This is a genomic window from Pseudarthrobacter sulfonivorans, assembly GCF_001484605.1.
GTDB classification, from domain to species: domain Bacteria; phylum Actinomycetota; class Actinomycetes; order Actinomycetales; family Micrococcaceae; genus Arthrobacter; species Arthrobacter sulfonivorans_A.
In genome coordinates, this window is the sequence record NZ_CP013747.1 from 2719284 (window position 1) to 2745823 (window position 26540).

At 64.3% G+C, this 26540-nt stretch carries 33 protein-coding genes; 12 read left to right on the top strand and 21 right to left on the bottom strand.

The genetic code is table 11. From position 1 onward, the window contains the following. Positions 1-60: 60 nt before the first annotated feature. The 3 genes from AU252_RS12205 to AU252_RS12215 form a co-directional block, all read right to left on the bottom strand. A complete protein-coding gene (locus AU252_RS12205) occupies positions 61-744 on the bottom strand; it encodes a DUF4166 domain-containing protein (RefSeq protein WP_058930950.1) in 684 nt (227 codons plus the stop codon). Positions 745-1573: 829 nt separating this feature from the next. Beyond that, positions 1574-1963, bottom strand: a complete 390-nt coding sequence (locus AU252_RS12210; protein ID WP_099093388.1) for a hypothetical protein — start codon at positions 1961-1963, stop codon at positions 1574-1576. A 44-nt stretch (positions 1964-2007) separates the two neighbouring features. Continuing rightward, the gene (locus AU252_RS12215) at positions 2008-2586 is read right to left on the bottom strand and encodes a DinB family protein (protein WP_058930952.1); all 579 of its coding nucleotides are present in this window, start codon (positions 2584-2586) and stop codon (positions 2008-2010) included. 114 nt (positions 2587-2700) lie between these two features. On the opposite strand from AU252_RS12215, the gene AU252_RS24160 reads away from it, so the two are divergent. The 3 genes from AU252_RS24160 to AU252_RS12225 all read left to right on the top strand — a co-directional run bounded on the left by AU252_RS24160 (position 2701) and on the right by AU252_RS12225 (position 3901). Continuing rightward, entirely contained in the window at positions 2701-2844 is a 144-nt protein-coding gene (locus AU252_RS24160; protein WP_167349829.1) for a hypothetical protein, read from the top strand. Further along, positions 2841-3314: a DUF1990 family protein gene (locus AU252_RS12220; RefSeq protein ID WP_058930953.1), complete on the top strand. Its 474-nt coding sequence runs from the start codon at positions 2841-2843 to the stop codon at positions 3312-3314. The genes AU252_RS24160 and AU252_RS12220 overlap by 4 nt, the downstream gene beginning before the upstream one ends. A 122-nt stretch (positions 3315-3436) precedes the next feature. Then, a complete protein-coding gene (locus AU252_RS12225; RefSeq protein WP_240484163.1) occupies positions 3437-3901 on the top strand; it encodes an AAA family ATPase in 465 nt (154 codons plus the stop codon). A gap of 64 nt (positions 3902-3965) precedes the next feature. On the opposite strand, the gene AU252_RS12230 is transcribed toward AU252_RS12225, so the two are convergent. The 4 genes from AU252_RS12230 to AU252_RS23605 form a co-directional block, all read right to left on the bottom strand. Further along, positions 3966-4421: a GNAT family N-acetyltransferase gene (locus AU252_RS12230; protein ID WP_058930954.1), complete on the bottom strand. Its 456-nt coding sequence runs from the start codon at positions 4419-4421 to the stop codon at positions 3966-3968. 13 nt (positions 4422-4434) lie between these two features. Beyond that, positions 4435-5121 (bottom strand): SDR family NAD(P)-dependent oxidoreductase, encoded by a 687-nt coding sequence (locus AU252_RS12235; RefSeq protein WP_058930955.1) that lies wholly within the window; start codon positions 5119-5121, stop codon positions 4435-4437. A 226-nt stretch (positions 5122-5347) separates the two neighbouring features. After that, the gene (locus tag AU252_RS12240; protein ID WP_058930956.1) at positions 5348-6970 is read right to left on the bottom strand and encodes a phosphodiester glycosidase family protein; all 1623 of its coding nucleotides are present in this window, start codon (positions 6968-6970) and stop codon (positions 5348-5350) included. Positions 6971-7119: 149 nt separating this feature from the next. Further along, positions 7120-7362, bottom strand: coding sequence for a winged helix-turn-helix transcriptional regulator (locus AU252_RS23605; protein WP_058930957.1), 243 nt, complete (start codon positions 7360-7362; stop codon positions 7120-7122). Between the two features lie 4 nt (positions 7363-7366). Here AU252_RS23605 and AU252_RS12250 point away from each other — a divergent pair, with 4 nt between their 5' ends. Then, positions 7367-8182 (top strand): hypothetical protein, encoded by an 816-nt coding sequence (locus tag AU252_RS12250; protein ID WP_058932905.1) that lies wholly within the window; start codon positions 7367-7369, stop codon positions 8180-8182. A gap of 39 nt (positions 8183-8221) precedes the next feature. On the opposite strand, the gene AU252_RS12255 is transcribed toward AU252_RS12250, so the two are convergent. Next, positions 8222-9151, bottom strand: coding sequence for a LysR family transcriptional regulator (locus AU252_RS12255; protein ID WP_205630565.1), 930 nt, complete (start codon positions 9149-9151; stop codon positions 8222-8224). A 220-nt stretch (positions 9152-9371) separates the two neighbouring features. Here AU252_RS12255 and AU252_RS12260 point away from each other — a divergent pair, with 220 nt between their 5' ends. Next, positions 9372-10760 (top strand): short-chain fatty acid transporter, encoded by a 1389-nt coding sequence (locus AU252_RS12260; protein ID WP_205630566.1) that lies wholly within the window; start codon positions 9372-9374, stop codon positions 10758-10760. Between the two features lie 27 nt (positions 10761-10787). Continuing rightward, positions 10788-11066 (top strand): muconolactone Delta-isomerase, encoded by a 279-nt coding sequence (gene catC, locus AU252_RS12265; RefSeq protein ID WP_058930959.1) that lies wholly within the window; start codon positions 10788-10790, stop codon positions 11064-11066. 10 nt (positions 11067-11076) lie between these two features. Here catC and AU252_RS12270 read toward each other — a convergent pair whose 3' ends face one another. After that, positions 11077-11718 carry a septum formation family protein gene (locus AU252_RS12270; protein WP_058930960.1) on the bottom strand — a complete coding sequence of 214 codons (642 nt, stop codon included), beginning with the start codon at positions 11716-11718 and terminating at the stop codon, positions 11077-11079. A gap of 275 nt (positions 11719-11993) precedes the next feature. Here AU252_RS12270 and AU252_RS23190 point away from each other — a divergent pair, with 275 nt between their 5' ends. Both AU252_RS23190 and AU252_RS12275 read left to right on the top strand, forming a co-directional pair. Continuing rightward, on the top strand, positions 11994-12227 hold the full coding sequence (locus tag AU252_RS23190) for a DUF3073 domain-containing protein (protein ID WP_056341155.1): 234 nt from the start codon (positions 11994-11996) through the stop codon (positions 12225-12227). Positions 12228-12457: 230 nt separating this feature from the next. Beyond that, positions 12458-13237, top strand: coding sequence for a VOC family protein (locus AU252_RS12275; protein WP_058930961.1), 780 nt, complete (start codon positions 12458-12460; stop codon positions 13235-13237). A gap of 55 nt (positions 13238-13292) precedes the next feature. Here the strand turns inward: AU252_RS12275 and purM are convergent, their stop codons facing one another. The 7 genes from purM to AU252_RS12310 all read right to left on the bottom strand — a co-directional run bounded on the left by purM (position 13293) and on the right by AU252_RS12310 (position 20453). Further along, entirely contained in the window at positions 13293-14453 is a 1161-nt protein-coding gene (gene purM, locus AU252_RS12280) for a phosphoribosylformylglycinamidine cyclo-ligase (protein ID WP_058930962.1), read from the bottom strand. Further along, positions 14450-16129: an amidophosphoribosyltransferase gene (gene purF / locus AU252_RS12285; RefSeq protein ID WP_058930963.1), complete on the bottom strand. Its 1680-nt coding sequence runs from the start codon at positions 16127-16129 to the stop codon at positions 14450-14452. Before purF ends, purM begins: the two co-directional genes overlap by 4 nt. A gap of 87 nt (positions 16130-16216) precedes the next feature. After that, positions 16217-16531, bottom strand: a complete 315-nt coding sequence (locus AU252_RS12290) for a hypothetical protein (protein WP_058930964.1) — start codon at positions 16529-16531, stop codon at positions 16217-16219. A gap of 102 nt (positions 16532-16633) precedes the next feature. Next, on the bottom strand, positions 16634-17059 hold the full coding sequence (locus AU252_RS12295) for an ATP-binding protein (RefSeq protein WP_058930965.1): 426 nt from the start codon (positions 17057-17059) through the stop codon (positions 16634-16636). Continuing rightward, positions 17052-17384, bottom strand: a complete 333-nt coding sequence (locus tag AU252_RS12300) for an STAS domain-containing protein (protein ID WP_058930966.1) — start codon at positions 17382-17384, stop codon at positions 17052-17054. The genes AU252_RS12295 and AU252_RS12300 overlap by 8 nt, the downstream gene beginning before the upstream one ends. Next, positions 17374-19344 carry a glycosyltransferase family 2 protein gene (locus tag AU252_RS12305; RefSeq protein WP_058930967.1) on the bottom strand — a complete coding sequence of 657 codons (1971 nt, stop codon included), beginning with the start codon at positions 19342-19344 and terminating at the stop codon, positions 17374-17376. The genes AU252_RS12300 and AU252_RS12305 overlap by 11 nt, the downstream gene beginning before the upstream one ends. Then, positions 19341-20453, bottom strand: a complete 1113-nt coding sequence (locus AU252_RS12310; protein ID WP_058930968.1) for a PP2C family protein-serine/threonine phosphatase — start codon at positions 20451-20453, stop codon at positions 19341-19343. Before AU252_RS12310 ends, AU252_RS12305 begins: the two co-directional genes overlap by 4 nt. A gap of 234 nt (positions 20454-20687) precedes the next feature. Between AU252_RS12310 and AU252_RS12315 the strand changes: the two genes are divergently transcribed. Then, complete coding sequence (locus AU252_RS12315) at positions 20688-20981, top strand: hypothetical protein (protein ID WP_058930969.1); 294 nt, start codon at positions 20688-20690, stop codon at positions 20979-20981. Between the two features lie 243 nt (positions 20982-21224). On the opposite strand, the gene AU252_RS12320 is transcribed toward AU252_RS12315, so the two are convergent. Beyond that, a complete protein-coding gene (locus AU252_RS12320) occupies positions 21225-21797 on the bottom strand; it encodes a GNAT family N-acetyltransferase (RefSeq protein WP_058930970.1) in 573 nt (190 codons plus the stop codon). 40 nt (positions 21798-21837) lie between these two features. Next, complete coding sequence (bcp, locus tag AU252_RS12325) at positions 21838-22317, bottom strand: thioredoxin-dependent thiol peroxidase (RefSeq protein WP_058930971.1); 480 nt, start codon at positions 22315-22317, stop codon at positions 21838-21840. A 316-nt stretch (positions 22318-22633) separates the two neighbouring features. Here bcp and AU252_RS12330 point away from each other — a divergent pair, with 316 nt between their 5' ends. Further along, positions 22634-23032 carry a cupin domain-containing protein gene (locus AU252_RS12330; RefSeq protein WP_058930972.1) on the top strand — a complete coding sequence of 133 codons (399 nt, stop codon included), beginning with the start codon at positions 22634-22636 and terminating at the stop codon, positions 23030-23032. Between the two features lie 35 nt (positions 23033-23067). Here the strand turns inward: AU252_RS12330 and AU252_RS12335 are convergent, their stop codons facing one another. Then, the gene (locus tag AU252_RS12335) at positions 23068-23664 is read right to left on the bottom strand and encodes a dTMP kinase (RefSeq protein WP_058930973.1); all 597 of its coding nucleotides are present in this window, start codon (positions 23662-23664) and stop codon (positions 23068-23070) included. 202 nt (positions 23665-23866) lie between these two features. On the opposite strand from AU252_RS12335, the gene AU252_RS12340 reads away from it, so the two are divergent. After that, positions 23867-24253, top strand: a complete 387-nt coding sequence (locus tag AU252_RS12340; protein WP_058930974.1) for a hypothetical protein — start codon at positions 23867-23869, stop codon at positions 24251-24253. Between the two features lie 2 nt (positions 24254-24255). Here AU252_RS12340 and AU252_RS12345 read toward each other — a convergent pair whose 3' ends face one another. Together AU252_RS12345 and AU252_RS12350 are read right to left on the bottom strand one after the other, a co-directional pair. Then, the gene (locus AU252_RS12345) at positions 24256-24903 is read right to left on the bottom strand and encodes a LysE family translocator (RefSeq protein WP_058930975.1); all 648 of its coding nucleotides are present in this window, start codon (positions 24901-24903) and stop codon (positions 24256-24258) included. A gap of 65 nt (positions 24904-24968) precedes the next feature. Then, positions 24969-25307 (bottom strand): hypothetical protein, encoded by a 339-nt coding sequence (locus tag AU252_RS12350; protein WP_058930976.1) that lies wholly within the window; start codon positions 25305-25307, stop codon positions 24969-24971. 211 nt (positions 25308-25518) lie between these two features. Between AU252_RS12350 and AU252_RS12355 the strand changes: the two genes are divergently transcribed. After that, positions 25519-26463: an SMP-30/gluconolactonase/LRE family protein gene (locus AU252_RS12355; protein ID WP_058930977.1), complete on the top strand. Its 945-nt coding sequence runs from the start codon at positions 25519-25521 to the stop codon at positions 26461-26463. Positions 26464-26540: the final 77 nt, after the last annotated feature.

Here is a 26540-nt window from a genome sequence, read left to right on the forward strand (position 1 = left end):
GACAACATCCTCGTCTCCGACGGTTAGCGCCGCTCAACTATTTTCGCGGGCAGCAGGCTGTTATTCGCGGCTTTCCTCCCTTAGCGGCTTGAGGTGCGCCGGGATCGTTGTGCCGGAAAGAGACGGATACGTGAACGTGAACTCGCCCCGGTATCCGAAGAGAAATCCGACGACGGGGTTCCGCACCTGCATCTGAATCGTGAACATCCCGCGAATGTCATCGAAGCTCTCGTACAGGTCTGCGGTACCTGTGCAGAAGGCCGGAAACGTGAATCCTGCGAAGCCTTCGTAGAACCGCTGCGCCCCCGATTGCAGGTGCAGCGATCCATCGGCCAAGACCTCCAGTTCGAGGTCGGTGGCCAGATGCTGGTGGGTGCCGAGGTAGTCGACAATCCCACCTCTTCGTTCGCTGTGCACCATAGTGGCGTCGAAGCGGCGTCTCTTGGACGAGGGCAGTTCCAAAGTCCTGACGAACGTGACGGTAGGGCGGCCAAACCCGTCAATGTAGGGATAGTTCTCGATCGTGAACGGGATGTCATTGCCCTGGTCCGGGAAGAGAATATTGCGGTAGGCACCCAGTCGCAGAAACGGTACCGTCCACCACGCACCCCGGCGGACTTCGGAGAAGACCCCGTGCCCGACGCATCCGTAGCCCGCTTCGGTGTCAACGCCGAAGCGCTTCTGCAGCATGGGGTGCAGCCTTTGGAAGTCTTGCCCCAATGCCACCTCAAAGATCGAAGCCACGGCTATTCGCCTCTTTCAGTCTGAGAGGGGAGATCACCTGTGGGTGCAGCCAACCCGGCCAGGGCAGAGGGGGCACGGCCTGAGCGCGCGTCCGGAGCACCCCGCAGGCAGCGCCCTGCCCTCGGCACAGTCCAATGGGACGGGAACATCCAGGTGGTCAGAGCCACCGTCACTCCTAGGGCTGCCAGGCCAGCGGTTCGACTGGCGAGAGCCCTGCGGAGCAGTGCGCCGGCTGCCAGAATGCCGCCTGCTCTCGCTGCGGCGTCGACAAACCACCGGTTGCGGCAGTCTCTGGGATCCAGATCTGCCTCCGCCCACAGTCTCAGACGGTCGAAGCTTATTGCTGTTGCCCAACCCATAGCGGGCCGGACCACGTGCGAGTCCAGGACTTTGCCGAGAGCGCCCATTCCCGGCTGATAGTTGTACCCCGTGATAAACCGAAGACCATCCTCTGTCGGCACATACCGCCAATACCCCGAACCAGACCCAATAGGAGACAAGGGGTCGGCAGAATCGAATTTCAGCACCGATGTGGCCTGCCCATCGGATCGATGCTTATGCCCCAGCGATGTTCCGTTCCCCCGGATGATGTGTAGAGGAAGGCGGAACTCGTAACGAAAATGCAGAAGTCCCTGATCATCTCCTCCGGTGGGGACTATTCGGGAGAATCGCAGATCCCACCGGGCGTGCAGTGCGGGGTCCTGGCTAAGAGTCCACACGCGTTCCATAGGGGCGCGGATGCTGGTCTCAACGTAGATCGGCTTGTGTTTCGCAGGCTCATTCCCGCCAAAGTTTTCCCCATTCCAGCATCATAAGGTGCAACTTGAGGTCACTCCCGTTCATGGGGCGCGACAATTATCTGGACGTCGTCCTCATACAACAGCCGTCCTGGATCGTTTGAATGGAGCACCTGCCACTCAACGTCATACCGGCTTAGAAGGTCCGTGTAGAACTCAACGCGGACGAGCAAATGCACAGCTGTGCACTTGAACCAAGCCTCCGCTGTCGGGTTTATTGCATGGTCGTAAATCGATCTGTCCACCGTCGACGGGTTCAAGTATGCGGCGTCGTAGTGGTCATTTGAGCGCCGCCAGGAAGCCCAGTCCTGGGTGCTGAGTCTGCCGCCGTTTGCTAAACCGTTGGCGAGATTAAAGAGGCCCGGGTAGCGTCCACGGCCATTGGCGATGCCTGCCTGGTAGCGCACATACTTCGAGTCCATGGTTCCCAACTGATCACCTGTCCGAATTTTCGTAGGCGCTGACTTTATCGTCCGGCTTCGCGTGCAGCGGCTTCAATCCGGGACCGATAGGCAGCCCATTCTTCCGATGTGCGGCTTGGCATGTTCGGATCTTGCGGTCCGTTGCCCGCTGTGCCGTCGATCAGCTCGCGCAAAATGTCGGCATGCCCTGCATGCCGGGCTGTCTCGACGCACACGTGAACCAGGATCTGATGGAGGGTCACACGTCGGCGCTCGGGCGTCCACCAAGGTACTTCACCTGCAGAGTCGAGGCTGAGTGACTCTATCGTCGCGTCGCTTTGTCGAGCGGAGAAATGGTAGAAGTCAATGATGTCTGCCCGGCTCTCGTCGGCCGTTGCCCACATATCATCGTCAACCTCCCCAGCTTCGGACAACCAGGGCACTTCCCGGCCGTGCGGTCTGCCGAAGACGTCGCTGAAGTATTCCAATTGCACGCCACCGACGTGCTTGACCAGCCCCAGGAGGTTGGTAGCTGTGGGCGTCATCGGACGGCGAATGTCGTACTCGCTGACGTCGTCGAGTTTCGAGAGAAGATCTGCCCTTCGAATGCGAAGGTACCCAAGTAAGTCAGCCTTTTGATCCATATCCCTCACTCTGCCCTAGGGCGGCGCCTATTGCCGCAAACAACATGGTGGCCACCTGACGTAGGCTTTCAACGTCCGAACGGGGCTGCAAAACTTCTTGGGGGAGAACAACACATGGAAATTGTCCTGCCGGCCGTTTTTGCGGCCAGTTTCTTTTACGTCCTCTATGGGGTCATCCGGGCGGCGAGGCGGGACGGAATCATTGCGGCCCGAAAGGTTGAAAAGGCTGACGCAACTCGAACTGACGGCTCCGTGTGACCAGCCCGGACTTACGGCGGTGGCCTCCCAGTGATCGTAAATACCGTCGATCAGAAGTCACAGCCATAGTCGGAAGCGGCGACCGGGTTTGGCAGCGCGCCGCAACAGACGTGCTCCGTTGGAGGGTAAAAACCGCGAGCGGGTTTGACGTGGACGCCACGGGTCCGGTGTCGCCAGGCGACCGCGTGGTCGTGACGGCCCGCGCGTTGGGCTTCACTGTTGTAGAACCGGTCGAAGTTGTAGCTGTCGTGCAGGGGCCCGGCCGAAGCGGGTTCTCGTACCGGACGCTGCCAGGGCACCCTGTGGACGGCGAAGAAGCCTTCATCGTCCACCGCCGTGGCGACGACGTGCACCTCACTATCCGCTCCCTGACCCGGGCGGCCGTACGGCAACCGTGGCGGGTGCTTTACCCAATCCTCCTGGTGGCACAGCGAATCGTGCGGAGGCGATACCTGCGGGCTCTCCGATGAATTGGGTTAACTGATCGCCCTGGAGGTTGACGGTTACCGTCGTCGCCTCATCCGCAGAAAACAAACAGTATCGGGGTCAAGATCCCCGTCGGTGCGAGATTGCCCTGCGTACGATCGTGAGTGTGAGTCGAGTTATCTTAATGTGCGGGCCGGCGGGCTCCGGCAAATCCGCTGTTGCCGGTCGCTTGGCGGCCGAAGGTATGGTCCGGCTGTCCTTTGACGAAGTGGCGTGGCAGATGGGACTCCGCATCATGCCCGTTGAGGAGGGCATCCAGCGTCAGATCGCGGCGGCGCTTAAGGCCCGCCTCCTAGATCTGGTCGCGTCAGGTGCAGATGTTGTTCTCGACTTTTCATTCTGGTCTAGGAGCATGAGGGAGGATTACCGTCTCCTGTTAACGCCGCTGGGTGTCGAGCCCGAGACCATCTACCTGGCCACGACCCGCGAAGTTGCACTTGCCCGCGTCCGCGCCCGCATGGCGGGCCACGCGGACGATTTCCAGTTGAGCGCTGCTGAACTGGCTGCCGAATATTTCGACCACTTCGAAGTCCCCACAGCAGAGGAAGGTCCACTCACGGTCATTACGTAGTGGCCCAATGATGGCGTTGATGTGCGCAGATGCGACATCAGGTATCTACACCGGCAAGGCGTTTCTAACTCTCGTACTCGAAGCGTTTGACGAGCAGTTCCTCGGCCGGAGCAAACCCGTACTTGGCATAGAAGGTCTTTGATTCGGCTGAGGGGGACAGGACGATCCGTGCTGCCTTAATGCTCTGTGAGAACTGAATCGCCGCCTCCAATAGCTGGCCTCCCACTCCGCAGTTGCGATAGTCGGCAGCGACGAAGGCGTTCCCGAGATACACCCAACAGGTCGACTTCTTGCCGGGTTTAGGCATCCGCTCAAAGACCATGAGATTCAGCATTCCGATAAGCGTGCCGTCCAGATCTGCGACGAACATGGTGCGCGCGTTATTTTCCTGCCAGGCTCGGTAGTCACTCTCGAAGTCCGGATCCTCGGTCGATTCCCCTATTTGCTCTGCAACCCACGCGGCCCGCAGACGGATGAGGCTGGGCGTATCAGCGGTGTTTGCCTGTCGAATGATGAGCATCCGCCTACTTTAGCTACCAAGGGAGGTCCCGTTCCCCGAGCGAACAGAACCGGGGCGAGGTGCGGTCGCCAGAGTCGACGAGTTCTCTCAGTTGCGCAGCAGCAGTGCGAGGATCCTTGGATGCGTCAGCCTGTCCCATGTCCGTGGCCAGTTTCCCAGGGTGCACTGCCCAGCAGCGGACCCGCCCCTGAAGGTCCTGAGCCAACGCGATGGTCAGCATGTTCTGCGCCGCCTTGGACATCTTGTAGGCATAACTTGTTGACAGGTCCGCGAACGTACCGCTGGCCTGGGCCGACAGGGAGCCCAGGCGTGAGGTCACGTTGACGACGATCGGATCAGGCGCCGCCAGCAGGTTTGGCAACAGGAACTGCACCAGTCGCAACGGACCCGCGGCATTTACATCGACCGCGTTCAGAACCCCCTCGGCTGGAATCGATCCCAGTTCACCGTGGGGCGCTCCTTGGGCCGCGTTGTTGATCAGCAGATCGACGGGGCGGCCATCCAGGACGTCCAGAAGCTCTGAGGCATCGTTGGATCGAACATCGTGCCGCACGGTTACGACGTCGGACGGAGCGGCTACGGCGTCTGGCTCCCGTGAACGCGTGAGGGCGATGACGCTCCAGCCGCCCTCCGAGAATTCATTCACGAGGGACAGGCCCAGCCCTCGGTTAGCGCCAGTGACGACAGCCAGCTTCTTCATCCGATCAGGCTAGCCGCAGAGCGATGCTCTGTGCTCTGTGCTCTGTGATTGGTGTCCTGGCGTTCCGTTCAGGCCCCCAAAGCCTCAAGTACTCCTGCATAGGGTGGCGGCATGATGGATACAGAGGTCGGGGCGCGTTTGTCCGAGTCCGCGGCTGAATACATTGCTGCGTTTGGATCGAAGGAAATAGGAGGATTCCCTCAGACTTTTCCGGGGAGTTCTGCTTTCACGCCACGCGCTTACGGATCACAATGGCATCTCCGACGGCCCGTTCCGTGCCGCCGGACGGGGAATTCGTTAGCTGGCCGCCGACCACCATGGCGGTAGATCCGCCGCCGTCGAGGTTGATGGCATCTCGCAGGCCCAACTCGGTGGCCAGCTGGGCCGTTTCGGCGATGCTCAGCCCCACGGATCCCGTCTGGCGGCCGTCGGCGGTGATCAGCACCAGCCGGCCCTGGTCATCGATGCCGGCGAGGGTGCGGGGGTTGCGCTGGTGGACCCAGCCGTAGAACATGCCAGGGTTGTCCTGATGCACCATCCCGTCGCGGGCGGCGCTCACGTGAACCTGCCCGTCCTGGACCAGCATCGGCCCGCCGTTGAGCACCTGCGTGTGGGGCGTCATCCGCAGGACGTGCCCGTCCTCGTCGAGGTAGCGGTTGGTGACGTCCACGTACCGGGTTGAAGCCGCGAACTGTGAAAGCTCCTCGGCATTGGACCCGGTGGCCTGGACGGAGGTCTGGCCCTCTGCCAGGACAGTGCCTCGGGACGTCTTGACCTCCAAAATCTTGCCCAGGGGATCGAGCACGAGTTCCCTGCCGGACCCCGACGGCGTGGCGGGGCCGAAGTCGGCGGTGAAAGCGATCGTCTCGTCGGCGTCGTTGCACGTGACGTCGTGCATCGGGGCGTCGGTGGGGGAATCGCCCACCCCGCCACAGTTGCGGATCAACCCGGGCACCCGGTTGAGTCCGTCGAGCCCGATTTCCAAGGCGCCGCTGGAGATCGATCCGTCCCAGGTCAAGCGCTCCACCCTCGCGCGGCCGTAGCGGTGGTCGATGACCAGGGCCGGGCGCTGCCCGACCGTCTCGCTAAGAATCCGCCCGTCGTAGGCCCCGGCGCCGGCCGGATCGCCTGGGGCGCCATGCTCGGGGCCAAAGACGAAGAAGCCGGCGTTCACCCCAGCCAGGGAATCCTGGGCCATGGCGGAGGTCGTCTCGGTGGACTCGATGTCCTGCCCGAAGGTAGCTTCCACCTCGCCGCGGAAGGTCCGGGGGTCCACGGTCAGGACCTGGACGTCGAGTGGCCCGTCGGCCTGGTCGACGCGGGCAGAGTCCCCATCCCAGCCCGTGTACCAGGTGCCCGCTCCATAGCCTGCCGTCTTGACAGCGGCCAGTACCGACGTCGCATCTTTTTGGGCCGCGAACGCGCCTACGCGCACCCGGTGGCCGAGGTACCCGCCGGCGTCGGCCAGAATCAGGGAGTCGACCCTTTCGGTGCGCGCGTCCAGGCCCGTCTCGCGCAGCTGCGCGTTGACCCCCTCGGCGATTTCCTGGGTGGAGACGTTGGAATCTTTGACCCCCGGGTCCCCCGACGGCAGCGTGAGCTGGACGGTCCAGGGGTAGACCGCCGAGCGGTCGCCCAGCTTCAAGATGGTGTGCGTCAGGCCCGGGGCCAGCTCATGCGTCGTGTCCTCGCCCGCGCCGACACGGGGCCCGGCGCTGATCGCCGAGCCGGAACCGGCCGGAGCCGCCAGGGCAGCCGGACCGGAGACTAACGACGCGGTAAGTGCCAGGCCTGCGAGGGTGAGCAGGGCGGTGGAACGGTGCTGACGGGGTCTGGATCGCGTATTCACGGCTACAGCGTATGTGCGGAATGACCCTCCCTTTACCCAGGTCGCCGAGGTTTAGGACAGCGTTCACCGGGTGGACATTCGGGTCGCCGGCTGAGCGCACTTCGAACAGGTCCTTGGCACGTTTTCGGTGAGGTCCGGAACGGCACTACTTAGCGGATCTGCTGGTCAGGGTTCTGCAGGTCGTAAAGATTGCGTGACGCTCCGATGGCGTCTTTGTGGTCCAAGGACCAATCTGCGAGCTGTTTGACCAGCAGCGTGAGGCTGCTTCCGCGTTCGGTCAGTTCATACGTGACCTGTGCAGGGACAGTCGGATAAACCGTCCGTGTGAGAAGGCCGTCCGGTTCGAGGCGCCTCACCGTGAGGGTCAACATGCGTACCAGTGAAATGAGCATGTCCATGATTCTTGTTACCGGAGCCTCCGGCCACCTTGCCACCGCGATCCTTGGACACCTCGCGGAGGCGGGTGCGTCCGCCACCGGAGCAACGCGCAATCCCACCGGCAGTGGGCCGTTCCGGGCCCTGGACTTCGACGTCCCTGAGACGATTTCCTTCGATGGTGTGGAGACACTTGTCCTGGTGTCGGCTGGAACTGAAGAAGACGACGTCGTCATTAGGCGTCATGAGAACGCCATCACGGCGGCCGAACGCGATGGGGTGAGCAGCATCGTGTACACCAGCCTCACCGACGCCGGCGACCATCTGGGATTCGCGCTGGCTCATCGCTGGACAGAGCGCCGTCTGCAAAACGGAACGGTGCAATGGACCATTTTGAGGAACGGACTCTACGCCGAACTGATCGGCCAGCTTCTCACTCCGCGGGACGGGGTTATCTCGGCCCCGTTCGGGCAGGGCAGCGTCGCGGCGGTGGCCCGCATTGATCTTGCAGAAGCAGCGGCAATCATCGCCGGGACCCCCGAAAAGCACCAAGGGAAAATCTACAATCTTGTCGGCAGCTGTGCCATCACAGCGCAGGACCTCGCTGACACGTTGGGCGCGGAGTACCGGCCGGGCACACTCACTGGACTGCGGCAGGCCCTGGACTCGACGGCGCTGCTGCCCTTCCAGCCTCCGATGCTGCTCTCCATCCATTCCGCCGCAAGCCACGGATTCCTTGAGGAGACAGGCACTGACATCACCGGCATCCTTGGACGGGAACCCCAAAACCCACTCCACGTAGCCGCGGCCGCCGCATCATCCCAGGTCAGTTCGTAATTTCCCGGACGGTGCCGGCCGGCGGTTATACGCGCAGCGTCAGCTGAGGATGCGCCCCGGCGGGTAGGCCGGCGTCGGCATGATCTGCTCGAAGATGTCCAGCACTGCCTGGGTGGCGCGGCCAACGCCCTGGTCCCGCCACACCACCGCCACGGCCAAGTAGGTCGGCGGCCCGGCCAGCTCCCGGTAGACCAGTCCCGGCGGATTGATGTGCGTGACCGAAGACAGTGTGAGCGAAACGCCCACCCCCGCGGCCACGAGGCTCAGGACGGCGTAGGAGTCGGGCGCCTCCTGCATCACCCGCGGTGAGAATCCCGCTTCGAGGGCCAGCCGCGTGGTGGCGTCCCGGAGGTTCGAGCCGACGGTTGCCGGGAACGCCACAAAGGGCTCCTTGGCGAGATCCTTCAGTGCCACAGTCTCTGCACCCGCCAGCGGGTGGTCCTCGGGCAGGGCAACCAGGATGCGTTCGTAGGCGAACACCCGCGCCAGAACGTCCTTGTCCCGCACCGGCAGGCGCGCGAACCCGATGTCGATGGCACCGGTGGACACCTGGGCCGGCGCCAGGCCGCCGTACACCAGCGACTTGAGCTTCAGCTCGATGCCCGGCTCGGCAGCCCGCACGGCCTTGGCCAGCGGCGGGATCACGTCCCGGCTGCTGGCGCCCGCATAACCCACCACCACCTGCCCCACCACGGCGGAGCTGCCCAGCATCGCAGCGCGCTCGATGAGGCTGGCACTTTCGAGCGTCTTCAGGATGGGCCCATGGACTGCGTGCCCCGCATCGGTCAGGCGGACCGTCCGGGAAGTGCGGTCAAAAAGTACGACGCCGAGATCCTGTTCCAGCCTGCGGATCCACACGCTGAGCTGCGGTTGAGCCACGGCCAGCCGCTCCGCGGCGCGGCCGAAGTGCAGTTCCTCGGCGAGGACTGCAAACGCGCGGAGGTACTTCAGGTGCATTTGGCCAGCCATTCATAAGGGTTTCGTGATCGGTTCCTTAAGGAAAGTTTATTGGACACTTATCGGCCCATTCTGCGATCTTGAGTGTGCGCCAGGTAACTCCAGGGTGTGATGCGGCCCATGGTGGCCACTCCGCCGCAAGCTCCTTCGCACCCTCCCGCGGCCGGCTTGCAGGCACTCCAGTGAACCTGCCGAGCGCCACGAAATTTCGTTCAATTCAATGAGGAACATCATGACCAAAACTATGGACAGGGCCGAACTCCCAGTCGCCAAGCGCGCCGTCGGCATGCAAAAGGTGACCGGCTTTTTCACCGAGCTGATGCGGCGCTACCTGCCGGACCCCTTTGTCTTCGCCATCATCCTGACCATCCTGACGGTCATCCTCGCCGTTGTGATCGAAGGCCAGAGCATCGACGACGTCACGGCAGCATGGGGCACCGGATTCTGGTCCCTGCTCGCCTTCACCACCCAGATGGCCGTCATCCTGGCCATGGGCTACGTCCTGGCCAACGCCCCGGTGGTGGAGCGTCTCCTCAACGCGATCGTCAGCCACGTGGAAACCCCGCGGACGGCTGTCATCGTGGCGACACTCGTGGGCTCGGTGGGGTCCTACCTCAACTGGGGATTCGGCCTGGTCATCGGTGGAATCATCGCCAAGAAGCTCGCCCTGCACGTCAAGGGCGTCCACTACCCGCTGATCATTGCCGCCGCCTACAGCGGATTCACCATGTACGGACTGGGGCTCTCCGCCACCATTCCCATGGTCATTTCGACGCCGGGCCACCCCATGGAAAAGCAGATGGGCCTTATCCCGCTGGCCGAGACCATCTTCTCGCTCCCCATGGTGATCACCGCCGTCGTGGTCCTGGTGACCTTGCCGCTGCTGAACGCCATGCTCCACCCCAAGCCCGGCCAGCCGGTCAGGGAAATCGACCGCTCGCTCCACTTCTCCGAACCCACCAAAGCCGCTGCGGTGGACGTGGACGCCGACACCTTCGCCTCCAAGCTCAACAACAGCCGGATCCTTGCCATGGCAATCGGCGCGCTGGGCATGGCCTACGTGGTGGTGCACTTCGTCCGGGGCGGCGGCGTTGACCTGAACCTCATCAACTTCTTCATCCTGTTCCTCGGCATCCTGCTGCTGGGCACCCCCAACGCCTACCTCCGGCAGCTCAACGAGGGCATCAAGACGATCTCCGGCATCATCCTGCAGTTCCCCTTCTACGCGGGCATCATGGCGATCATGGCCGCGTCGGGCCTGGTGGTCACCATCTCCGGCGTCTTCACCAGCATCTCCACCCCTGAGACCCTGCCGTTCTGGGGACTGATCAGTTCCTTCCTGATCAACTTCTTCGCCCCGTCCGGCGGCGGCCACTGGATGATCCAGGGGCCCTTTATGATCGACGCGGCGAACGCCATCGGCGCCTCGCAGGCCCAGACGGCCATGTCCGTCATGCTGGGCAACGCGTGGAACGACCTGGTCCAACCCTTCTGGATCCTTCCCGCCCTGGCCCTGTCAAAGCTCAAGCTCAAGGACATTATGGGTTACACCGTGATCATGATGTTCTGGGTCGGCATCATCTACATCGCTGCCATCCTGCTCTGGGGCTACCTGGGCTAAAGCCCTTCCAACAAGAAAAGAGAAACAATGCTGTTCCTGGTACGCATGGACGTCAACCTTCCCGCTGTCATGCCTTCTGAGGAGGCGGCCGCCATTAAGGCGGTGGAAAAGGACTATTCCCAGGACCTGCAGCAGCAGGGCAAATGGCGTCACATCTGGCGGGTTGTAGGCGAGTACTCCAACTACTCGGTCTTTGATGCCGAAAGCAACGACGAACTGCACACCATGCTCTCGGGCCTGCCGCTGTTCCCGTACATGGACATTTCGGTCACGCCCCTGGCCAAGCACCCGTCAGACATCAACTGACGCAGCGTGTTTAGGGCAGTGCGCTGGCGTTGATGACGTTCCCGCCGTCGGCCGTGACGTAGCAGTCCACGCGCCGGTCGCCTGATTCCCAACTGGTGCTGCTGGGGTAGGCCCGCTGGAAGTTCAGCGTGTACTCGTTCGCTGCCGGTCCCAGCTTCGCCGCCTGGCAGGCCTCCAGGGCCTTGGCGGCGAGGGCCTCCCGGCCCGGATAGGAGCCGACGGCGGGGTAGCGGAAAACGGCCACAAGCTGGGCTGAGTGGCCTGTATCGCAGGCCACCACCGTTGACCGCAAAGCCTCGGCGTCAAAATCCTTGAAGCAGTCGCCCAGCCGGTAGCCCGGCGGCTCCACACCCTCACGGGGGAGGGGGAGCGGCGTGGCCAGGGGAGTGGGTGAGGTTTCCACGATCACGGAGCCGCCGTCGCCGGTCGTTTCCGGTGCCCTGGAATCCAGCCACACGGCGAGCCACACCAGGCCTCCCACCACACCGAGCAGAACCACCACGAAGACAGTCTTCAGGAGCGTGGATGCGACCCGCCGCGGCTTCCGCGCCGGGGGCTCCACCGCAGTTGCCGGAACAGCCACCTGCGGCAATCCGGCGGTGGGCTGAGCGGCAGGTTTGGGCGGGACGGGGCGCGGTTCCTGGTTGTCCATCCGGATACCCCTCCTGGGTTTCGCCTCGGGATGCTGGATTCTCCGGGCACCCGGATCGGCAGCTGATGAAGAGACTCTATCCAACAAAAAAGCCGGGAACCGTGCGCGTCGCGGCGGAAAGGGTACCCGACATGGCGTCCGCGCGCACGGGCCGGGGCGCACCCTGCGCGGAAAGCATGTAATCTAGGTGTTACGACAAATTGACCAAACATTCCGGGGCCTCACCGATAGCCAAGGTGACCACCTCCGGTCCGAGTACAAAAGGGGGTCACGCCATGGGGCGCGGCCGTCAAAAGGCAAAAGCTACCAAGCAGGCTCGGGATATTAAGTACTATTCCCCGAACACTGACTATTCGGCCCTTCAGCGAGAGCTCAAAGGTCCTGAAGGTCGTGCCACGAGCCATTTCGCGAATGACCCGGTTGAACCGGACTATTCGGCTTATGTGGATAAGTACGCGGACGATTTGGAAGAAGACGACGACGAGGTACACACCCGTCGGATCGGCTAGTTGTTGCACGCCGGCCCCGCCGCAAGGCGCCCGGCCCCGCGACGCTGCAGTACGTTCGGACGCCGTTCGTTAGTACAGCGCTTCTTTTCAGCACCCCGGATCCCAGCGGACCCTCGGTGCTGGCCTCAGTTATCAGGCCCGTTGCCTGCGCCGGAACCCGGTGCCGGCGGCGGGCTTTTTGGTGTTGACTGGAGGCGTTGATGCGTGTGCCGCCCGCGAAAGGACCTCCCATGCCAGGAAACTCCTCATCCCCCAGCTACCGCCACGGTGAACCGTGCTGGGCTGACGTCCAGACCCGGGACGTGGAAGCAGCCAAGGCCTTCTACGCGGCGGTGTTCGGGTGGACCTTCAAGGACCTCCCCACGCCCGATGGCCGCAGCTATGCCCAGGCGTTCGTGGGGGAGGACCTGGTGGCCGTGGTGGCGCCGCAGAACCCGCATCAGGAATCTCTCGGCACCCACGCCCAATGGAACATCTACTTCGCGGCCGAGGACGCCGGTGCGCTGGCCGAGGAAGTTCCCCACGCCGGCGGCGAAGTGCAGTTCGGCCCCGAGGAAGTGGCGGACACCGGCGTGATGGTGTTTGTGGATCCTCCAGGCGGCGGGACCACCGGCGTGTGGCAGCCCGGAACGCACACGGGCTCCGGCCGGTACAACGAGGCCGGTGCGCTGTCCTGGACGGAACTGCTGACGCCCGAGCCGCGGGCCGCCGTCGGGTTCTTCCAGCAGCTGTTCGGCCACGAGGTGACCGAGTATCCCCAGGACGACGGCGGGACGTACAGCACGCTGATGGTGAACGGCGCGGAGGTGGCCGGGATCGTCGCGGCCGAGGCGCCTGCCAGGTGGCAGATCTACTTCGGCGTCACCGACGTGGCCGAGGCCGTGCGGAAGGCCGTGGCGGCGGGGGCGGAAGTGCTGATCGCGCCGGAGCCGGATGACGACGATACGCCCGGCGCCACGGCCACCCTCCGGGACCCGCAGGGCGGTGAGTTCAGCCTGCTGGAGGTTTAAAACACGGATGCCCTACAGCCGCCGATTGGCGGTGCAGGGCAACCGGGGATTGGTTTTATGCGTAGGCGTTGACCAGGCGGACGGCGCCGCCGTCCACACCCTTGGCGCCCTGGACGTAGTCCGGACCGGTCTTGAGGATGGAATCCGAGTCCGCGGTGACGGTGCCCATGATCCAGGACGGCACACCGCGGTCGTTGAGGCGGGCCACGGCGGCGTCGGCGGCTTCGGCGGACACGATGGCCACCATGCCCACGCCGAGGTTCAGCGTGCGCTCCAGGTCGGCCAGCGGGACGTTGCCCAGCTCGGAGACCAGCTTGAAGATGGCCGGCAGCTCCCAGGTGGCGCGGTCCACGGTGGCCACGAGGCCCTGCGGCAGCACGCGGGCCAGGTTGGCGGCCAGGCCGCCGCCGGTGACGTGGCTGAAGCCGTGCACGGCGTTGGCGCTGTTCACCGGGAAGGCGCGGGCAAGGTCCAGACAGTCTGCAGCGTAGACGCGGGTGGGTTCCAGCAGTTCCTCGCCCAGCGTGCGGCCGAGTTCGGAGACCTGGCGGTCCAGTGCCCAGCCGGCGTGGTTGATGACGCGGCGGACCAGGGAGTAGCCGTTGGAATGCAGGCCGGAGGAGGCCATGCCGATCACAACGTCGCCGGCGCGGACGCGGTCCGGGCCCAGCAGGTCGGAGGCCTCGACAACACCGGTGGCGGCACCGGCAACATCGTATTCGTGCTCGCCCAGCAGGCCGGGGTGCTCGGCGGTTTCGCCGCCCACCAGGGCGGTGCCGGCCACGGAGCAGGCCGCGGCGATGCCACGGACGATGTCCGCGATACGCTCCGGGACAACCTTGCCGCAGGCGATGTAGTCGGTCATAAAGAGCGGCTCGGCGCCCACTACAACGATGTCGTCAACCACCATGCCCACCAGGTCAAAGCCGATGGTGTCGTGGATGTCCATGGCCTGGGCGATGGCAACCTTGGTGCCCACGCCGTCGGTGGACGTGGCCAGCAGCGGGCGCTTGAAGGTCAGCAGGCGCGAGACGTCGTACAGGCCGGCGAAGCCGCCCACACCGCCGATGACGGAGGAATTGTGGGTGGCCTTCACGGCACCCTTCATCAGCTCCACGGCGCGGTCGCCGGCTTCAACGTCAACACCGGCGGAGGCGTACGTGATGCCTGCGGGGCTCAGTGGGCTGTTGCCGGCGGCGGGGGTTGCGGAAGTCATACGGACTCTTTCTTTTCAGCGCCGGGGGTGGTGGCTTCGTGGCGGATCGCGGGCACGTGGTCTTCTTCGGTGAGCAGGTTCTCGAACTCGGCGTCCGGTCCCGGATCGCAGCCGGTGGCGCCGGCCTTCTCCGCCGGGTCCTCCTCGGCGTCGATCGCAAGAGCCGCCGTTGCGCCGGGGAGGGCAGAGGGCGACGGCGTGAGGCCGCCGAGGTCGGTACGCTCCAGCAGGTTCTTGCCCAGTTTGTCCGCGCCCGGGAGCTCGATGGGGTACGTGCCGGTGAAGCAGGCGGTGCAGAGACGCTCGCGCGGCTGCCTGGTGGCGTTGATCATGCCGTCTTCGGAAATGTACGCCAGGGAATCGGCGCCGATGGCCTGGGAGATTTCCTCGATGGTGGCGCCGTTGGCAATCAGTTCCGCGCGGGAAGCGAAGTCGATGCCGTAGAAGCACGGCCATTTGACCGGCGGGGAGGAGATTTTGATGTGGACGGACGCGGCGCCGGCCTCGCGGAGCATCCGCACGATGGCACGCTGGGTGTTGCCGCGGACTATCGAGTCATCCACCACCACGACGCGCTTGCCACGGATCACGGACTCAAGGGCGTTCAGCTTGAGCCGGATGCCCAGCTGGCGCAGGGTCTGCGAGGGCTGGATGAACGTGCGGCCCACGTAGGAGTTCTTGACGAAGCCATGCGCAAACGGGATGCCGGATTCCTCGGCGTAGCCCACGGCCGCGGGGGTGCCGGACTCCGGGACCGGGATGACGATGTCCGCGTCCTGGGTGTTTTCGCGGGCCAGCTGGCGGCCCATCTCCACGCGGGACTCGTACACGGAGCGTCCCGCGATGGCGGCGTCCGGACGGGCGAGGTAAACGTATTCGAAAACGCAGCCGGCCGGCGTCGCCTCCGCGAAGCGCTTGGAACGAACGCCGTCCTCATCGATGGCGATGAATTCGCCCGGCTCGATTTCACGGATGAAGCTGGCGCCCACGGTGGCCAGGGCTGACTGCTCGGAGGCAACCACCCAGCCGCGCTCCAGCCGGCCGAGGACCAGCGGGCGGATTCCGTAGGTGTCGCGAGCTGCGTAGAGGGTGCCTTCGTCCATAAACACGAAACAGAAGCCGCCCTTGATCTTCGGCAGCAGCTCCATGGCGGTCTGTTCGAGGGTCTTGCCCTCCTCGCCTTCAAGCAATGCCGTGACCAGGGCGGTGTCCGAGGTGTTGCCCTGCTTCATTTCGCCGCTGAGCTGGCCGCCGTTGCGTTCCATGATCATGGCGTTGAGCTCGGCCGTGTTGGTCAGGTTGCCGTTGTGCGCCAGGGCAACCGTGCCGGTGCTGGTGGCGCCGAGGGTGGGCTGGGCGTTGGCCCAGTGGCTGGCTCCGGTGGTGGAGTAGCGGCAGTGTCCCACCGCCAGGTGCCCGGTCAGGGTGTTCAGCGTGGTCTCGTCGAAGACCTGGGATACGAGGCCCATGTCCTTGTAGACGTTGATCCGCTTGCCGTCACTGGTAGCTATACCAGCCGACTCCTGACCGCGGTGCTGCAATGCATACAGCCCGTAATAGGTTAGTTTTGCTACTTCTTCACCTGGTGCCCAGACCCCGAAAACGCCACAAGCGTCCTGAGGTCCCTTTTCGCCAGGGAGAAGATCATGAGAAAGTTTTCCATCGCCGCGTGCCACTGGTCGATTATCTCACGAGATGGGGTAAGACTTTTCCGCTGCGGCCATTGTGACTGTGCCCGGAGGCCGGACGACGGTGTTTGGAACCTAGGGCTGCGCGCCGTCGTCGGGCTCTGAATCAGGGACGGCTTCCACGATGGCGCGTTTCTGGCGCTTGACGCTCCGCCGGTCCAGCAGCAGGGCCACTACGGCGCCCAGCACCGCGCCGCCGGCGCCGAACATCACCAGGAAGAAACCGAACACCGAGCCGCGCTCGAAGGATTCGTCACCGGGGAGACCGTATGCGACGGCGGCAGCCACCGCTGCGCCCACCAGGGCGCCGAGGATGAGGAACGGCACATATTTCGGTGCCCGGCGGACGGTGACCTCGCGGCGTTCAGCGGGGGTTTCTTCAAAAGCCATGCCCTCTAGCCTACTCACCATTGCCGTTGCTCTATCACGTACAGCTGCCAAAACAGCGGAATGGGAACCGTAGGTGATAGAGCAACGGAGGGGGAGGAGGGGTCAGGGCTGTGACGTCCGGGACAGGATCCAGGTGTTGGTGCCGTCCTGCCGTTCGAAGGTCACGGTGGTGACGAGCGCCTCGATGAGCGCCAGGCCGCGGCCGGACTCGGAATCGTCGTCCGGGGCTCCCGGTACCAGGGGGCCGAACGGCGGCTTGGCGAAGAACGCACTGACCCGGGCCTGCAGGAGCGTGGGCTGGACGCTGATGTCCACTCCCAGCTCCACGGGTTTCTGCGCCTTGGCCGGCCGCGCGTGCTGGACGATGTTGGACGCGGACTCGATCACCGCCGTGGTGAAGGTCATCTGGTCCATGGCCTGGACGAACGGGGCGTCCTCCCAGAGTTTGTCCAGTTCGTTGTGGACCGAGTCGATGGACTCAGCAGCGGACAGTCCCCGGAACGTCCGCCGGGCCAGGACCTCAGTCATTGCTGAACGCCTCGTCGGCGGAGGCGTAGGCAGTCAACACCCGGTCCATGCTGGTCAGCTCAAGAACCATTTTGACCTGCGGCTGGACGGCGGCGATGCGCAGGTCCCCGCCGGCCTGACGGGCGGCCTTGAGGCAGCCGATCAGCGCGCCGAGGCCGGAGGAATCCATAAACGCCGTGTTCTCCAGGTTCACCACGATCCGCGAGGAACCGCCGGCGATCACATCGGTGACGAATTCGCGCAGCTTGGGCGCCGACACCATGTTCAGCCGCCCGTCCGCCTTGACCTCCGCATACGAATCCTTGACCTCATAACTAAACTCCATCCGGTTTCCTCTCTCCAGCCTCGACGTCCCCAGCGGGTACGTACCCCTTGTACAAAACAGCCCGGACCAGGACGCTCATGATCAGCAGGTCAAAAATAACCCAGGCCACGTTCACCAGCGTGCCAAGCGGCTCCGCCAGTCCCGCGGTCAGGCGGATAATCCCGACGACGGCGGCCACCGCCAGCAGCACGGTCACCACGATCTGGGGGCGGATGAGGCTCCAGCTGGGGCCGCCGCTCTGGCGGGACTTCGGGGTGACGGCGAACGCGAGGGGACGGCCGAACCAGACGTTCCGGGCCGCCGTCGAACAGGCCTTGATCCAAGTGGGGAACAGCGCGAGGCTGTACTGCTGGCCGCGCCAGGTGGGAATACCGCGGCCGGCGACGACGAACAGCAGCTGGTTTGCAACCATGAACGGGATGAACCGGATGAAGAAGTCCCAGCTGAGGCTGGCCACGGGCAGGACGCCCAGCAGCAGGTAGATGATGGGGGCGGCGAAGTAGATGATCGCCGCGTAGCCGCTGAGGTAGGTCCACATGGTGGCGAAGTACATCAGCCGCTGGCCGATCTTCAGGCCCTTCTGGGCCAGCGGGTTCTCGCGGAGCAGCACCTGGATGGTCCCCTGCGCCCAGCGGAGGCGCTGGGTGAGCATGGTCTTGAGGTCCTCGGGCGCCAGTCCATAGGCCAGGATCTCGTGGTGGTAGACGCTTTCCCAGCCCATGGCGTGCATGCGCATTGCCGTGGCCATGTCCTCGGTGACGGAGATGGTGGCCAGCGGCATGACCGGCTGGGCTTCGTCGTTGCGCTCAACGCTCAGGGCATCCAGGACGGCCTGCACGGATTCCAGCGCGCCGAGCGGCGACCAGTCACGGGCCGACATGCGCTGGACGGCGTCGTCGGCCACCACGGGGACGCCTGCATCACCCACATGGGCGAGTTCCATGGCGGCGATCTCTTCGAGGTCGGCCTGCAGCGCGGACATGTCAGCCTGGACCAGCGTCTGCACGGCCGCGTCCACGCGCCGGCGGACCCGGTACGTGATCTCGCTCAACGGCTGTCCGGCCGCCAGCTGCTCCTGTGCTTCGCGGGTGGCGGCCTCCACCGCGTCCAGCACTTCAGCTACGAGCGGGGTGTCCATGTCAGCGGATTTCCGCGCCTGGCGGATGGCGGACCGGGAAGCCGTGAGGGCGCGGCGGATGCTCTTTTCAGTCTCCTTGACGTAGCCCACCAGGCCCAGCTGCATCAGTGCTTCGCGGCGCAGGATGGCATTGGAGCCGCAGAAGAACGCCGCGTTCCAGCCGTCCTTGCCCTGCTGGATGGGGCCGTAGAACAGGGGTGCCTGGCTTCCCAGGGGATCGTGGGCGGGCACGTTGCTGAAGTACTGCGGGGTCTGGACCAGGGCCACGCGGCGGTTGTTGAAATAGCCGAGGGTCTTGTCCAGGATGTCCGGTTCGGGGATCTGGTCCGCGTCCAGGATCAGCAGGAATTCGCCGTGCGTGACCATCAGGGCGTTGTTCAGGTTGCCGGCCTTGGCGTGGCGCGGCACGTTGGTGGTCCAGTCGTCGCTCCGCGTCACATAACCCAGCCCGTGCTGTTCGGCGAGGGCCTTCAGCTCGAGGCGGGCGCCGTCGTCGAGAATCCAGGTGCTGTGCGGGTGCCGGATCTTCTGGGCCGCCAGGGCAGTGGTCATCACCATGTCCAGGTCTTCGTTGTATGTGGTGATGAAGACGTCCACCGTGGCATCGTGGGGCGGCGCGGGGGCTCCCTTGCGGATCTTGAGCTGCCACACGGTCATCCCGAACAGCATCACGTCGATCAGGCTGTAGGTCTCAGCCAGCACCAGGGGCACGGCGATCCACCAGGCATCCCAGTTCAGCGACGACGTCCAGCGCCAGCCCACATAGTTCAGGCCGAAGATGACCGTCAGGACCACAACCAGGCGGGTGCAGAAGCGCGTCATGCCGGGGCTGGCTCAGGCAGGCGGCGGACCACCACTACGGTGACGTCATCCTCGGCGGTTTCGGCAGGGGCCAGTGCCATGATGGCGTCGCTGGCGGACTGCGCAGAAACCTGGCCATGGGCTGCGGCGAGCACCGCCTCGGTGAATTGCTCCACCGAGTCAAAAACGTCCAGCACGCCGTCGCTGGCCACCACCAGGGAGTCTCCCGGGGCCAGGCCGACGGCGGACTGCGGCCAGGCGGATCCGGCCCAGGCGCCCACGGGCGGACCGCCGCTGGGAAGACGGTGCGCCGACCCCTCGGCGGTGACATGCAGTGCCAGTCCGTGGCCGGCGTCGACATAGCTGACGACGCCGGAAGCGGCGTCCAGGCGGGCGTGGAAGAGGGTGACAAATGAGTTGGAGGAATCCAGGTCCGCCGCGATGGTAGTGCTGGCGGAGGCGAAGGCGGCGTCCAGGTCCTGGCGCTGTCCCGTGGACCGCATGACGGCCCGGACGGTGGCCGCGATGAGGGCGGCGCCCATGCCCTTGCCCATGGCATCGGCGAACGTCAGGTGGAGGCCCTCCGGCGTGCGGTACCAATCGTAGAAGTCACCGCCGACGCTGCGGGAGGGGCGGAAGACGCCGGCGACGTCGTACCCGTCCACCCGGACGTCCTCCTGGGGCAGCAGGCTCTGCTGGACCTCGGTGGCGCGCTCCAGTTCGCTCGCCACGGCTGTGTCCGCGGCGGACGGCTGCCGGCGGCGGAACAGGGCGTTGATCCTGGATTGGAGTTCGCGCGGGCTGAATGGCTTGCTGATGTAGTCATCGGCGCCGTTGTCCAGGCCCGTGAGCTTGTCCAGTTCGTCGGCACGGGCGGTGAGCATCACGATGAAGGCATCGGAGAATTCACGGAGGAGTTTGCAGACTTCCAGCCCGTCCACGTCCGGGAGGTTCACGTCCAGTGTGATGAGATCCGGCTTGGCGCGGCGGACCTCCTCCACGCCTGGCAGGCCGGCTTCAGCGTGGGTGACCTCGAAACCCTGCTTGGCCAGGATCCGGACAAGGAGGCCTCGGATGTCCGGATCGTCCTCAATCACAACGGCACGGCGCGGTTCGGGCATGGAAGGCATGCCTCTACTTCTACCGTATTAGGGCCGGTGAAGCATGTCATGGACCTGACATCGACGGTCGAAGTCGTGGCAGTACCGGGCATTCCGGGGCGGGCGGCCTTGTGTTGGCCTTGGTGTTGCCCGGTCTTGCCGGAATACTTACCTGCCCTTGATTGGACCTTGAGGCTCCTTGGCCACACTCGAAGGACCAGCTTTGAAGGAATGTGCGGATTGCCGGAGGACGGTGCAGGACTTATGGAACCAACGGAATCCGTCAGACTGCCGGGCAGGCTGGGGCGCTCGTGGCGGCGGCTCTTGAAGCAGGGCCGCCGCCCGCGCAGCACCGTTCACTACCTGAGCCATTCCTGGAAGCTCCGCTCGCTGTCCCGCTCGCTGGCCCAGGCCCTGGGGGAGTCATGGGAGGCCTCGAGCTGGCCGGGGGACCGGCTGGCCGTCGGCGTGGAGCTCTCGGAAAAAGTCGAACAGCTCACCCGCCTCCTCAACCGCGAAACCGAAGTTCACGGCCGCCTGGCGGCGCTCGCAAAGTAGCCGTTCCCTCTTGACCCTTTCCGTGCCACACTTGGTGACAATCGAGTGGCTGGGGGAAACCAGGTCAGGAGATTACCGTGCATTGGTATACAGGTTGGGCTTACCTCTTAGCTGGGCTTATGACCATGGACGCGGTGCTGCTGGCCTTGTGGTTCATAGACAACGACTGGCCGGATAGCTGGCGGAAGAAACCCTGATTTAGCGCAGTCTGCGTCAGTTGGTCCCGCGTCAGTTCGCGCGGAATTAGCGCAGGTTCAGGCGCATCAGGACGCGCGGGAATCCGTTGAGCACCGAATCCGTATCAGCGGCCTTGACGAACCCGGCCTTCTCGAAGAGCTTGCGCGTGCCCACGTACGCCATGGTGATGTCCACTTTGCTGCCGCCGTTATCCACCGGGTACCCCTCAATGGCGGGCGCGCCGTAACTGCGGGCCAGCTCCACGGCACCTTTGAGCAGATGATGGGAGATCCCTTTGCCGCGGTAACCGGGCCGGACCCGGATGCACCACACAGACCAAACATCGAGGTCGTCCACGTGCGGAATCCTGCGGTTGCGGGCAAAGCTGGTGTCGGCGCGCGGATGGACAGCTGCCCACCCGACTACTTCGTCGCCGTCGTACGCCAGAACCCCTGGCGGCGGATCCTGCGCCACCAGCTCCTTCACCAGGTCGCCGCGGGCCGTTCCGCGCAGCGCAAGGTTCTGCTTGGACGGGATGCGGTAGCTCAGGCACCAGCACACGTTGGCATCGGGCCGCTTGGGTCCAACCAGCGTTCTGACGTCTTCGAACAGCGTTCCCGGACGGACTTCGATCGCCATGCCTGACTCCCGGTTGGTGGGCTACCTGTGCCCTGCCAGACTAGACCCCCAGGGACTCCCGGAGGGCTGCCACGTGGCCCTGCGCCTTGACCTGGTACTGGGCCAGCGACACGTTGCCGTCGGGGTCCACCACCACGGTGGAGCGGACGAGGCCTTCGACGATCTCGCCGTCGACCAGCTTCTCGCCCCACGCGCCGTAGGCCAGGGCAACTGCGTGGTCCTCGTCGGAGAGCAGCGGGAACGTCAGGTTGAAGTCGCCGGTGAAGTTAGCCAGCTTCTCCGGGGCGTCGGGGGAGATGCCCAGGACTTCATAACCGGAGCCCTGCAGGGATGAGAGGCTGTCGCGGAAATCGCAGGCCTCGGTGGTGCACCCGGGGGTTGCCGCCTCCGGGTAGAAGTACACGATGACGTTCTTGCCGCGGTAGTTGGCCAGGGAGGTTTCCTTGCCCTCGGCGTCCTGCAGCGTGAACTCGGGGGCCTGGGTACCTGGCTGAAGTTTGATGGTCAGTTGGGGGCTCATGGCGTTCCTTCGGGAGACTCTGATGGCAAAAGACAGGAAACCAGTGAATCGGCTTTCCAGTTTAAACAACAACTCCGGCGTCATTTGAAGTATTCCGGCTGGTCCGGGGCCGGGACCTGTGCGGGGGTCAGTTCCCCGTTCCGCGAATGTCCGGCGGTCCATTGACTTGAGGCGCCGGATGGATACGGTTAGAGATACACCTTGTTGGTCTCCGCACTTCGTCGCCGCACTCCGTAGCCGCCTGCCGGCATCCACTCACAACCGCTTGGTCCCAGCCCTAAGCGCCCGCCGAAAATGATCCCTAGGCTGTGTCCCCATGACCGCAAATTTCATCAGAGCTCTGGCCGTTAAATCCTTTGATATTCCGGACAAAAAGCGGTGTCCGGATAAGGCCGAGTTCGATCTCGTCACGGTCGATGACTACTCCGTGGCCCGCCTTATCCTCGCTCCCGGCTGGCGCTGGTCCGAGTCGGCCAAGCCTATGGAACTGACGGACTTCTGCGAGCACAGTCACCTCGGCTACTGTGTCTCCGGCAGTCTGGAGATTCAAACGTCCGACGGCGTGAGGTCCACCATCCGCGCCCATGACACCTATGCGTTGCCTCCCGGGCATGATGAGTGGGTGGTTGGCTCGGAGCCGTTCGTTGCTATTGAATTCCTGGGTACGGCGTCCTTCGGACGGCCGCGGAGCAGGGGACTGCACGCGCTGATTTGAGCGCGCTGGTTTGAGCCGGAGCTGGTCTGCCGGGGCTAAACAGCCACGGCCGTTTCCGCGCGCAAGATCCGCTTGTTCACAATCCGCTTGAGCTTGGCCACAACCTCGGCCGGCGGGCAGTCGGCGTCGAGCTGTACGAAACCCGGGTATTCCGGCATGGAGCTGTAGGCGTCGCGCAGGTCCTCCAGGTCAGCCAGCGTCTCCGAATCGGTGCCGCGGGCCATGATGCGCTCGTGTGCCAACGCAGGCTCCACGTCCAGGTGCACCACAGCGTCAGGTGCCGGCAGGGACGCGATCAGCCAGGGGAGCAGGCGGCCACGCCGGAGACCTTTGGCCGCGCGCAGGGCCAGCTGGCAGTGGAGGTGCCGGTCCATCACCACCAGTCCGTCGACACGGCTGGCCCGGGCATGGGACATAAGCACGTTGACCACGCGGAGGGTGGTTTCCACGGCGTCGGCCAGGTGGCGGGGCCAGCGGATGCCCAGCCGTTCAGCCAGCACGGACATGCTCCGCCTGCCGGCATGGTTGCTGAGCAGCAGGGCGTTTTCGCCGTCAGCCTGGGCCGCATCTACCAAGGCGCGGGCGGCCGTGGATTTTCCCGAGCCGTCGATTCCGGTTAAGACAATAAGCACTTGGCCTCCTTTCGCCAATGGTTTAACGGAAGGGACAGTGTGATCGTCCCATCATGAGGTGGAGGTCACATTAAGCTTACGTCCGGACGGTGCCTGCAACAGGCCGGCTGCCGCACCAAGAGTTTTTGTCCAGATAACGTGCCCAAACCGGCGTTTTTGGCACGTTATCTGGACAAAAACTCCCGCAGAATGGGGATCTTCGATGCAGTTAGCCCAGCTAGCCGCGATTGTTGCGTGTGTACTTTTGGCAGCGCTCGCGGTTTTTCAGGCCGCCCTGATCGCAGGAGCACCACTGGGACGGTTCGCGTGGGGAGGCCAGCACAACGTCCTTCCCACCAAGCTGCGGATCGGCAGCGCCACCTCGATCATCCTTTACGTCGTCTTCGCCTATGTTGGGCTGGCCAAGGCTGGCATGGCGGCCCCGCTGGTGAACCAAGGTTTCACGGACGTCTTCTGTTGGGTGCTGACGGCCTATTTCGCGGTGGGCATCGTGCTGAACGGAATCTCCCGCAGCAAACCGGAGCGCCTGGTCATGACACCCACAGTAGTGATCCTGACAGCCCTCTACCTGGTCCTGTCCCTGAACTAGCGTCAGTGCTGTGGTTCGAGGGCGAGCCGCAGCCCGAAACCGATCAGGACGGTGCCCGTGATGCGGTCGATGGTCCGGAGGCTGCGGGCGTCTTTCAGCCACTTGGAGGCGAAACCTGCTCCGAAAATCAGGAAGGTCAGCCACGCAAGGCCCAGGACGCAGTGGACGCCGGCCAGCAAGATTCCCATCAGCAGCGGAGGTGTCCCCGGCGGGATGAACTGGGGAATCGTGGCGATGTAGAACACCCCCACCTTCGGATTAAGCAGATTAGTGCCTGTCCCGGTCAGCCAGCCCTGGAACAGCTGATGGCGGGAGGCCGCGGGCACTCCAATCTCGGGCGAGGCGGATGACGGGTCCTTGGCCCGGCTCTTCCACAGCAGGGAAGCGCCAAGCCAAACCATGTAGGCGGCACCGGCGATGGTGAGTGCCCGGTAGGCCAGTTCAGATGCTGCCAGCAGCGCCGAGACGCCCACAGCTGCCGCGATTCCCCACACCATCAGTCCGGTGGAGATGCCCAAGGCCGTGGCGAAGGCGAAACCGCGGGTCCTGGCGAGGGACGAACGGAGCACCAGCGCCGTGTCGATGCCCGGAACCAGCGTCAGGAGTCCGGCCACAAGGCCGAACGAGAGCAGTGACTGATAGAGATCCACGAGCCAAGGATAAGCCAACGACGGCGGCCAACCGGCCGCCGTCGAACGTTAACGCAGGAGGCGTCTTAGCTGCAGTGCTTAGTGAAGGCGGCGCCGGCTTCCTGGTACTGGGCCTCCAGCTCGGCGAGCTTGGCCTCGTCCGGGGCTTCCTTGGCGGACTCGTCCGTGAACGCGATGATGGATCCGAGCGCAGGCTTGAGGTCATCCGATGCCACAACTTCGATGGGCCGGATCTGGTTGGCGAGACGCACCAGGCCGGTCTTGCCCACGTTGTTCGCGGGGTTCGCCAGGACAGCTTTGACGCGGTCGCAGGTTTCGGGGGTGGAAAGTTTGGTGGGCGTGGTGCACGCAGAAGCGGAAAGCACGAGGCCGGCAGCGATCAGGGCGGTGGCGAGTTTCTTCATGGGTCCCTCAGTAGTTGATTGAGGTTTCGATTGTAAGCAGAGACCGCGGCGCCTTGCCGCTCCGGGGGCTCCGGACGGCGGAGTGTGACCGCACAAGGAGGGGGCTCCGGACTCTGGCGGGGCGGTTCTCGGGGTGCATAGACTGGCAGGACAATCGTGCGGGCCTGCCGCAGGTTGGCCCGTGCGGATCACCTAAATTCAAGGAAGAATCATGGCCCGCACAACCCAGAATTCAGGAAAAGTACAGCGACGTACCGCCATTGGGTTCATTGCACTCATGGGGTTGTTGGCACCTGTCCTCCCGGCCTCGGCGTCGCCGCCGGAAGACTCAGTCATTGTGCTCAAGGGCGCCACCTCCGCCGAGGGGATAGCCGCCGGCAGCGGAACCACGTTCTACGCCGGAGACCTGGCACTTGGGGACATTTACCGCGGCGACATCCGTGAAGGCAAAGCGCGGTTGTTCATCGACGTATCCGAATTTGATACGCAGCCGAGGGCCGCCGTCGGGATGAAGGCCGATACGCGAAACAACCTGCTGTTTGTAGCGGGCGGCGGCACGGGCAAGGCGTTCGTCTATGACACTGAATCAGGCGAGCCGGTGGATGACTTCACGCTGGCTCCGGGGTTCATTAATGACGTCGCCCTGACGCGGGACGGCGCCTGGTTCACGAACTCGGCCGCTGGCGAGCTCTACTTCCTCCCCGTGGGCAGGCACGGCGAGCTGGGCACTGTTGAGATCCTGCCGCTGTGCGGGCCGGCTGCCGAGCTGACTCCGGGCTTCGACCTCAACGGCATTGCCGCCGCCAAGGGCGGCCGGGTCCTGATCGTGGCTCATTCGAACAACAGGGCCCTGTACACCGTCGACCCGGAGACCGGCGATAGTGCCTTGATCGAGGGTGTGGATGTGCCGAATGTTGACGGCATCCTGGTCCGGGGCCATACCGTCTGGGCGGTGCAGAACTTCCTGAACCAGATCGTCCGGATTGACCTCTCCAACGATCTCTCCTCCGGCGAGATCGAAGACACCATCACCAGTCCCCACTTCGATGTTCCCACCACGGTTGCGCGGTTCGGGAACACCCTGGCTGCCGTGAATGCGCAGTTCATGCGGCCGGCCAGCCCCCACGAAGTAGTGCTGGTGCCGGCCCGCGATTAGGCCGCTTACGTAGGGACGGTGTTGCCCCGCTTGAGCGGTGCGGGGCAGCACCGCTCGTGCGGGGCCGGGCAGCTGAT